This window comes from Mesorhizobium sp. M2A.F.Ca.ET.037.01.1.1 (assembly GCF_003998075.1).
In the GTDB taxonomy this organism is placed as follows: Bacteria; Pseudomonadota; Alphaproteobacteria; order Rhizobiales; family Rhizobiaceae; genus Mesorhizobium.
This window is the reverse complement of the sequence record NZ_RZSA01000206.1, coordinates 1-8,013: the sequence shown is the minus strand read 5'-3', so window position 1 is coordinate 8,013 and position 8,013 is coordinate 1. Positions and strand designations below refer to the sequence as shown.

At 62.8% G+C, this 8,013-nt stretch carries 10 protein-coding genes and 1 pseudogene; 7 read left to right on the top strand and 4 right to left on the bottom strand.

Annotated elements, in window-relative coordinates:
- Together EOA27_RS12865 and EOA27_RS12860 are read right to left on the bottom strand one after the other, a co-directional pair.
- A partial coding sequence (locus tag EOA27_RS12865) for a response regulator transcription factor (RefSeq protein ID WP_145970331.1) occupies positions 1 to 295 on the bottom strand: 295 nt, incomplete at its 3' end.
- Between the two features lie 363 nt (positions 296 to 658).
- Positions 659 to 1,261, bottom strand: coding sequence for a sensor histidine kinase (locus EOA27_RS12860; RefSeq protein WP_245467361.1), 603 nt, complete (start codon positions 1,259 to 1,261; stop codon positions 659 to 661).
- A gap of 355 nt (positions 1,262 to 1,616) precedes the next feature.
- Here EOA27_RS12860 and EOA27_RS40645 point away from each other — a divergent pair, with 355 nt between their 5' ends.
- From EOA27_RS40645 to EOA27_RS12845, 3 genes are all read left to right on the top strand, one after another.
- Positions 1,617 to 2,033 carry a hypothetical protein gene (locus EOA27_RS40645; protein WP_189562014.1) on the top strand — a complete coding sequence of 139 codons (417 nt, stop codon included), beginning with the start codon at positions 1,617 to 1,619 and terminating at the stop codon, positions 2,031 to 2,033.
- Between the two features lie 195 nt (positions 2,034 to 2,228).
- On the top strand, positions 2,229 to 2,681 hold the full coding sequence (locus EOA27_RS12850; RefSeq protein ID WP_126080169.1) for a hypothetical protein: 453 nt from the start codon (positions 2,229 to 2,231) through the stop codon (positions 2,679 to 2,681).
- Complete coding sequence (locus EOA27_RS12845; protein ID WP_126080170.1) at positions 2,681 to 3,169, top strand: hypothetical protein; 489 nt, start codon at positions 2,681 to 2,683, stop codon at positions 3,167 to 3,169. The genes EOA27_RS12850 and EOA27_RS12845 overlap by 1 nt, the downstream gene beginning before the upstream one ends.
- Positions 3,170 to 3,230: 61 nt before the next feature.
- On the opposite strand, the gene EOA27_RS12840 is transcribed toward EOA27_RS12845, so the two are convergent.
- Complete coding sequence (locus tag EOA27_RS12840) at positions 3,231 to 3,938, bottom strand: pyrimidine 5'-nucleotidase (RefSeq protein WP_126063409.1); 708 nt, start codon at positions 3,936 to 3,938, stop codon at positions 3,231 to 3,233.
- Between the two features lie 149 nt (positions 3,939 to 4,087).
- Here EOA27_RS12840 and EOA27_RS12835 point away from each other — a divergent pair, with 149 nt between their 5' ends.
- From EOA27_RS12835 to EOA27_RS12820, 4 genes and pseudogenes are all read left to right on the top strand, one after another.
- The gene (locus tag EOA27_RS12835) at positions 4,088 to 4,849 is read left to right on the top strand and encodes a GGDEF domain-containing protein (protein WP_126080171.1); all 762 of its coding nucleotides are present in this window, start codon (positions 4,088 to 4,090) and stop codon (positions 4,847 to 4,849) included.
- Positions 4,850 to 4,979: 130 nt separating this feature from the next.
- Positions 4,980 to 5,294, top strand: coding sequence for a hypothetical protein (locus tag EOA27_RS12830; protein ID WP_126080172.1), 315 nt, complete (start codon positions 4,980 to 4,982; stop codon positions 5,292 to 5,294).
- A pseudogene (locus tag EOA27_RS12825) lies at positions 5,291 to 6,729 on the top strand (GMC family oxidoreductase). The gene EOA27_RS12830 and the pseudogene EOA27_RS12825 overlap by 4 nt, the downstream one beginning before the upstream one ends.
- 151 nt (positions 6,730 to 6,880) lie before the next feature.
- Positions 6,881 to 7,303, top strand: a complete 423-nt coding sequence (locus EOA27_RS12820; protein ID WP_126080173.1) for a MarR family transcriptional regulator — start codon at positions 6,881 to 6,883, stop codon at positions 7,301 to 7,303.
- A 135-nt stretch (positions 7,304 to 7,438) separates the two neighbouring features.
- Here the strand turns inward: EOA27_RS12820 and phhA are convergent.
- A partial coding sequence (gene phhA, locus EOA27_RS12815) for a phenylalanine 4-monooxygenase (protein WP_127256325.1) occupies positions 7,439 to 8,013 on the bottom strand: 575 nt, incomplete at its 5' end.

The following is an 8,013-nucleotide window of genomic DNA, read 5'->3' as shown; positions in this document are numbered from 1 at the left end:
CCGCCGCAAGCACCTGGCGCAGGCAGCCGGGGTCCTCATGCGCTGTCAATGCTATGCAGCTGACCTCGGGAAAGCGCTCGCCGAGCCTTTCGATCAGCACGACCCCGCTGTCGCCGGGAAGCGATATATCGACCACGGCGATATCGGGCAGCGTCTTGCCGATCCCTTCAAGGGCATCCTCGGCATTCCCGGCCAGGCCGACGACCGTCAGATCGTCCTGGCTGTTGATCATCGCCCCGACCCCCGACAGCATGATCGGGTGGTCGTCGACCAGAAATATCCGCCTGCAGCGCACCTTTAACCTCCATCAGTCGTGAAGAGCCCTTCCTCCGGAAGAGGCCTCTTGTCCTTGATGGTCTAGGCAACAGCCCCGCATGGCGCGGGACGCCCGTCTGTATCGGCAAGCCCTGAGGCGGCCGTAGCGGGTAAAGCTATCCCCCCGCCTAACCCATGCGGCGCGGATTGTAAGCCGCAGCTAATGTCCGGGATGTGCGGCGCTTCACGTAGACGAGTTTAGGAAAGGAACGTCGCGTTGTGCTGTCCGAACCCGTGCAAAACCAGACACTTGGCAAAACGCGACGAACAGGCCCGAAGCCGACGCAACCATTTCCCCACCAATCAGACTGTCCTTGGAAGGCGCAGCCCTTTCCCCCACTATTCAATGTGCCAACGGCACATCCGCATAAACGGCAGTTCCTTTCATCGTGGCGCTTTCGACCGTCAGTTCACCACCGACCAGCGCCAGCCGCTCCCGCATTCCGGCAAGTCCCAGATGGCCCGGACCGGGGTCGGCGCGGCCGTCAAAGCCGCGGCCATCATCCTCGATTGTCAGGCGCATCCGATCGTCCTGAATATGGGCCGTTACGCTTACCCGGCTCGGCAGGGCATGCTTGCCGATATTGGTGATCGCCTCCTGCGCGACACGATAAAGCGTGAGCGCGGTCTCTGCGGGCAGCGGGTTCGAAAGGGCGTCGAGATCCATCTCGCATGGAATGCCGAGCTGGCTGCAAAGCATTGTCGTCAGATCCTCGACCGAAGCGCGCAGGCCGAGACGATTAAGGTCGGCGGGCCGCAGGTTCCAGGCAGCGTCATGCACCTTGGCGCTGAGCCGGTCGATAAGCATCGCGGCGCGCTCGAGACGGCCGTCCATCTCCTGCGTGCCGGCACGTACGTTGTGCAACTCCAGCGCGACACTGGCCAGCATCTGGCCGAGGTCGTCATGCAGCTCCCGCGACAGGCGCAGGCGCTGCTCTTCCTGCACGGCGATCAAGCGCCGCGCAAGCCTGCGGCGCAGGGCCCTATCGTCCTTACCTGTGGTCATACCCGCCCACATCAACCTTTCTCTTCCCATTGCCGTCGCGAGGATCGCAAGCCACCCGCGGGTCGGCGAGAAAAGGCATGAATGTTTGCGCAGTATACACCCGCCAGATGCCTTTATGCCTGTCAGTTTTTTCCTGATTGCTTCAACTTTTCCTGACATGGGGATCAGCAGAAAAACCGACAACCTCCGCTGATCAGCCCGAATGTATCGCCGCTATTTCTGCGTGCATCCTTCAAGCGTCCTCCCGGTCATCTTGAACTGCCCGGGAAGCTCAACGCAAACGAAGGAGAACGTCATGAGAAAGATCATCCTGGCCGCGGCCGTACTGTCGGCTCTGACCGGTACGGCATCCGCGCTTTCGATCGGCAGCGGCAATGGCAACGGCAACGGCAATGTCGGCGTCGGCAACGGCAACGGCAACGGCAACGCCAATACCGGCGCCTACAACGGCAACTTCAACGGCAACGGCAACTTCGGGTTCGGCAACGGCAACGGGAACGGCAACGGCAACTGGGGCGCCTTCAACGGCAACTACAACGGCAATCTGAATGCCGGCGTCGCGAACGGCAACGGCAACGGCAACGGCAATTTCGGCCTCGGCAACGGCAACGTGAACGGCAACGGGAACTGGGGCCTCGGAAACGGCAATGCCAACGGCAACGGCAACTGGGGCGCCGGCAACGGCAACGGAAACGGCAACGCCAACCACTAGCGCCGACCAACCGCCAGCGTCGCCAAGTCGACGCTGACGCCTCTGGGATCGCCGAGCCACGCGCCCGTCCCCCGCGCAAAGGCTATCGCGACATGTCGCCGGCGGTCCCAGTCCTTTTCGAAGAATGGTCCTTTTCGAAACGGGGGCCAATTTCGAAAGCCCAATTTCAAGCTTAGCCATGGAAGGAGCTCGCAGATGAAACGCTACGTCATACCGGCGCTATGCCTGGGGTTGTTGAGTGCAACCGCGGCGAAGGCCGACACCACGACGGGCAGCCAGGCCTTCGGCATGTCGGCTGTCCAGGCGGCGGTCGGCAAATACGGCCAGGCCATCGGCTCGGACGTCAGGAGCATGAATCCGCTCGGTAACTTCGGCGGCAATCTCGGCTACAAGAACAGCGGCACCGGCAATGTCGGCGCCTTCAACAGCGGTACCGGCAATGTCGGCGCGTTCAACGGCAACAACAACACCTCGGCGACGAGCGGCAACGGCAACATCGGCTCCTTCAACGGCAACGGCAACACCGGCGAATACAACGGCAACAGCAACATCGGCGCCGGCAATGGCAACTTCAACGGCGGATCGTTCAACGGCAACGGCAATGTCGGCGCCTTCAATGGCAACTTCAACGGCCGGGGGAACCGCTGATGACCGGCCTGAAATCATCCGGGCCCGCCCGGCCCCGCGAGCGTCGGGTGGCGGCGAGGCTGCTTGGTGGCAACGGCCTCGCGCTCGGCACCCTGCTTGCCGCGTTGCTTGCCGCCGATGCCTCGACCCTGGTCAGGATTGCCGATCTTCCAATCGGCGCCGGTGTCGCCAACGGCCTTGGCAACACCGGAAATTTCAATGGCCTTGGCAATACCGGACATTTTAACGGCAATGGGAATGCCGGCAACTTCAACGGCAACGGCAACAGCGGCAATTTCAACGGCAACGGCAATGCCGGGAGCTTCAGCGGCAATTTCAATGGCGGCAGCTTCAACGGCAACGCCAATTGCGGCAACGGCCACGGCAACGGCTACGCGTCCGACGGCAACGGTACGGGAGCAGCCGGCAATCCGGACCTCTGCCGGTTCTTGAAGGAGCTGAACGGCCGGCTGGGACTGCCGCCCGGCACGATTCCGGATTTCGATTAGGTTCCGCAGTCCGCGCCAATAGTGCTCGCGCCGGGACAGCGTATAGGCAATCCGAAGTTGGTCAGGCCACCACGTCGACGATCGCGGTCAGGAAGCCGGCGAGATCGTCGGTGACGAAATCGACGTCGTCATCATTCGCCGGGTCGCGTTCCCAGATTTCCGAGAAGGTCGGTTCGAAATTGCGCGGCACCACCAGCACGGTCGTCATGCCGAGCGATTTCGGCACGGCCAGATTGCGCGCCAGATCCTCGAACATCACCGCATTGTGCCCGGTCACCGAGTGCAGTTCGGCGAAGCGTTCATAGGTCTGGCGCTCCGGCTTGGGATTGAGCCCCGCCGCGACGATGTCGAAGATGGCGTCGAAATGCTCCAATATGCCGAGCTGGCGCGCGGTGCGCTCGGCATGCCTGCGGTCGCCATTGGTGAAGATGAATTTGCGCCCCGGAAGCTGGCGGATCGCCGCGCCCAGCACCGGATCCGGCACCAGTCGCGAATAGTCGATATCGTGCACCTTCTCGAGGAAATCGTCGGGATCGATGCCGTGCCGCTTCATCAGCCCGTTCAGCGTCGTGCCATATTCCAGGTAGAGTTCCTTCTGCAGCTTGCGCGCGTCGTCGCGCGAAAGCGTCAGCAGCTCGCCGACATAGGCGGTCATCTTCACATCGATCTGCGCGAACAGGTTCGAGTGATGCGGATAAAGCGTGTTGTCGAGGTCGAACACCCAGTCCGTGACATGGGCAAAGCGGGCGGGATCGGGTGTCATTGTCATGGCTTCTTATGGCATGCCGGCGCTGAAGTTATCCACAACTTATGCGCGTCACGGTATGTGAAAATGGCGTCTCGCTTCAAATTTTAAAAGTTCCGGAAAGGTCGCCTTCAGCGCTTGCTGGCACAGAGGCTATCCCTTGGGAGCAAGTGATGAGCCGCATATTTCTAAAGGCCGCTACCGTAGCATTCGCTTCGGTCGCCGTCTCGCTGTTGTTGACGCTGATTGTGGTTCCGGCAATCGGCTTCCCGATGAGCCGCACGATCTGGCTGGCATCGACGCTATGCCCGCTCGTGCTCGCCTGGGCCGCCAGCGCGGGCAGCTTCTGGCACAGCGACCGGTTGCAGAACGCGCATCGCGAACTTGCCCGCGCCCACGCGCAACTCGCCGCGGCGCACAGGCGCCTCTCCGAAAAGGCAAGCCGCGACGACATGACCGGCATGCTCAATCGCGAAACCTTCTTTGCCGCGCTCGATGGGTCGCGGCGCAAGAGCGATCGTGGCGCGCTGCTCATTATCGACGCCGATCACTTCAAGAGGATCAATGACAGCTACGGTCATCTGACGGGGGACGAAGCGCTGCTTCTGATCGCCGGCGCCATCGAGCGTGGTGTGCGCAACGGCGACGTGCTCGGCCGCATCGGCGGCGAGGAGTTCGCGGCTTTCCTGGTCGGCGCCGGCGAGCGTGAGGCCAAGCATGTCGCCGAACGCATCCGTCGCGAGGTCGAGCTGATCCGTTTCCGCCCTACCGACGGGCGCACCGTGCCGCTCACGGTCTCGATCGGCGGCATAAGCTGCGGCGAAGGTGCAACCGTTTCCGATTTGATGCGCGCGGCCGACCGCAGGCTCTACGAGGCGAAGAACCGCGGCCGCAACCTTTCGATACTCGACCGCGAGCTTCCCGAAGCGGCTTGAGGCCCCTCGCGGGCGTCATGCATGTCGCCCAAAAGTGCGAAGCGGTTTTGGGGCAACGACATCGAAACAAAACTCAAAAGCCCGGCGCCTGAACCGCTCCAATGCGACGCGCTTTAGGAAAACCCTAACCATGTCCATATTCAACCGCGCTAAACTTCCGGGTGTAACGCCGTCTTCACCCGGGTTTGGCACGGAGTTTGGCCTCCTCGGCGGCATGTGTGCCGTTCAGGAACGGCATGCGTGGATCGAGCCCCCTATCGAAAGACGTATCATGAGCAGGTTCATAAGAAAAATATCGCGCCGCGTGATCCTGCAGGCCTTGATCACGTTGCCGGCACTGTCGCTGTTCCGCAACCCACCGGCCCCCGCCAACCCTGACGAGATCGACCGTGATGAAATCGTCGAGATCAACGGATGGATCCTGCGGCGGAGCGACCTCGCATGATCTTCGACAGCTACGAAGCCTATAAGCAGGCCGGCTTCAAACCCAGGGCCTGCATCCTCGGCTCCGGGCCGGCCGGCACCACGATCGCCAGGAAGCTGGGCGCCGCCGGCATCCCGGTCGTCGTCCTGGAGGCGGGCTCGCGCGAGTTCAGCGACGAGTCGCAGGATTTCTACCGCGGTAAGACGGTTGGCGATTTCTACTTCGACCTCGACATCACTAGGCTGCGCTTCATGGGCGGCTCGTCCAATCACTGGGCCGGCTGGTGCCGCGTGCTCGACAGCCAAGACTTCGAGCCCAAGGCCTGGGCGCCGGACACCGGCTGGCCGATCAGCCGCGCCGATGTTGAGCCCTATCTGAAGGAAGTCCACGACATCCTCGAGCTTCCCGACTTCCGGCCCGACGTGCCGGTTTCGGACGACATACGCTGGGTGCAATTGATCAAGAGTCCTGCGGTTCGCTTCGGCGAGAAATTCGCCGACGAGCTCGACCGGAGCAAGAACATCGCCGTCGTGCTCAACACCTATGCGACCGAGCATATCGGCGACGGCAAGCGCGTCACCGGCGCGAAGCTGTGGTCGAACGGCCAGGACGCCGGCACTTTCAGCGCGGACTATTTCGTCACCTGCACCGGTGGGCTGGAAAACTCGCGGCTGCTGTTGTGGTCGAATGAGCGTTCGAATGGCGGCGTGGTGCCCAACGCGGCGGCGCTCGGCCGCTACTGGATGGAGCATCCGACCTTCGAGGGCGGCAACGCCATTCTCGCCAGCTATTCGGAGTTCGAGGTCGACGCCTCGAACGAAGCCTTCTTCTCGCCGACGCTTGCCGCGATGGAGCGGCTGCAGATCATGAATTTCGGCATCCGCCTGATCGAGAGCCCCTATCCCAATGTCAAGAAGTTGATCGCCGACCTCGCCTGCACCGCGCCGAACATGGCGGAGTGGATGTCTTCGCAACTGGACCAGAGGCTGCGTTGCGCCGCCCAGCTCTATGTCGCCTGGGAGCAGGCGCCACTCGCTTCGAACCAGATCGAGCTGTCGAAGACCGACGTCGATCACGCCGGCGTTCCGCGCATCGAACTGCACTGGAAGAAGTCGCCGCTCGAGCGCCGCACCCTGCTCGAGGGGCTGAAGCTCTTCGGCACGACGCTGGCGCAGAAGAATCTCGGCCGCGTCCGCATCGACGACTGGATCAGCAACGGCGGCGATTACCCGACCAACGAGGAGACCGCCGGCCACCATCATATGGGCGGCACCCGCATGGGCACCGATGTCTTGAAGAGTGTCGTCGACGTCAATTGCAAAGTGCACGGCATGGACAATCTCTATGTCGGCGCCTCATCGGTGTTCTGCACGTCGGGCCAGTGCAACCTACGACGACCATCACCGCGCTCGCCTGCCGCTTGGGCGAGCACCTCGGCAAGCTGATCGCCGTCTGATCTCCGAAACGCCGGCGGCGCCGGCGCCTGGTGTGGCAACCGGCGCCGCCTGGGCGCTTTTGGCGAAATTGCAACCGCGTTCAAAGGCCGTAGACGGCAATGCGCACCAGCACGGCCGCGGCGGCCAGCGCCACCAGCCGGCGTTGCCGTCATGCGCTGGCAGGACGCCACCCAGGCTTATGACGAGGCGGTGGGCGCGCGGCTGGGCCTGATCGCGGCCGAGCGGCATTGTCTGGGCCTGCTCTATGCTGGACCGCAATCGGCGGGCGCCGTGGCGGCGGCGACCGGACTGACGCCGGCCGCCGTCACTGCATTGATCGACCGGCTGGAGGCGCGCGGCTACGTCACCCGGGCCCGCAGCCTCGAGGACAGGCGCAAGGTGGTGATCGAGGCGACCGAGCTGACCAGGGAATTGTCGGAGCGCTATTACGGCACGATCGCGCGCGAGGGGGAGAAGGTGGTGGCGAGCTTCAGCAATGCGGAGCTCGCGACCGTCCTGCGCTTCATCAATGCCGCGCTGGACCTGCAGAGCGAGCAGTTGGCCAGGATCAAGGCCGAGCCCAATAAGGCTTAGACATCCGCAAGACAAAGCGGCTCAGCTGCCTCTCGGCAACTGAACCGCCCTGAATGTCGGTTGGGCGAAAACCGACCTCAGAACAATTCCAGGAAAAGCGCTGCCCAGTTTTCCGTCCGGAGTTGCGTAAAAAGCTCAGACCATCGACGGGTCGAGCGCCGGCCGGCCTTTGAACCGCGCCACGATGCCGGCAAGGTCTCCATTAGCGAAGGCATCGCGCAGCGCATCGAAGGACGGCAGCACGAAATAGGCGCGCTGAAACTTGTCGATCTCGTAGCCGGTGCGCATCACCGTCTCGAGGTCGAACCGCACATGGTGGGCGTCCTTGCTCTCGACCGCGAATTGCAGCTCGGTGAAGGACGACATCAAGCCGGCGCCGAACGCCTTCACGGGCTGGCCGGGTTCCTGGATGAGGCCGTATTCGGCGCTGTACCAGTAAAGCCTGGTGATCATCTCGTCGCCGCCGAGCGCGATCATGTCCTCCGCCTTCTCACCATACATCTGCATGAAATCGGCAAACACCGGCTGGGTCAGGATCGGCACATGGCCGAAGAAATCGTGGAACATGTCCGGTTCGACGATATAGTCGAGCTCCTTCTTCGTCCGCAGCCAGTTGGTGACCGGGAAGCGCCGGTTGGCGAGATGGTCGAAGAAGGGGCCGGCCGGAATGAGGCCGGGCACAGCGACGATCTCCCAACCGGTCAGCTTGC